Source organism: Polaribacter sargassicola, assembly GCF_021991835.1.
In the GTDB taxonomy this organism is placed as follows: Bacteria; Bacteroidota; Bacteroidia; order Flavobacteriales; family Flavobacteriaceae; genus Polaribacter; species Polaribacter sargassicola.
On sequence record NZ_JAHDAU010000060.1, the window covers coordinates 1 to 395 of the forward strand.

At 68.1% G+C, this 395-nt stretch carries 1 protein-coding gene; it reads right to left on the reverse strand.

Annotated features, from left to right (window positions below; all coding sequences use genetic code 11):
- Positions 1-395: CorA family divalent cation transporter (locus KI686_RS17400; protein ID WP_497801190.1), on the reverse strand; the 395-nt coding region annotated here is incomplete at both ends.

Sequence of the window (395 nt, forward strand, 5' to 3'; positions counted from 1 at the left end):
CGGAGAACGAGCATCGCCGCGACGTCGAGGGTGTTCGTGCCGATCAGCACGAATACCCAGCCGACCGGGATGTGCGGCAGGGGCATGTCCTTGAAGTTCATGCCGTACACGCCGGCGACCACGGTCGGCAGCGCGAGCAGCGCCGCCACAGCCGCGATCGTGCGCATGTCGCGGTTCTGACGCGACGACACGTTGCTCTCGTGACTGGACACCACGGCGTCCAGGGCCATGCGCTGGGTGGAGAGCAGGTCGGCGAGTGCAGCCAGATCGCCGCGCATGTGCCGGAAGTGCTGGTGCAGCGCCAGATCGTCCTGGAGCGGCTCGTCCAGGGATTCTGCGTTCGTCTCGAAGCCCTGGCGAAGCGCGGATGCCGCGCGGTCCACGTGCCCGATGCG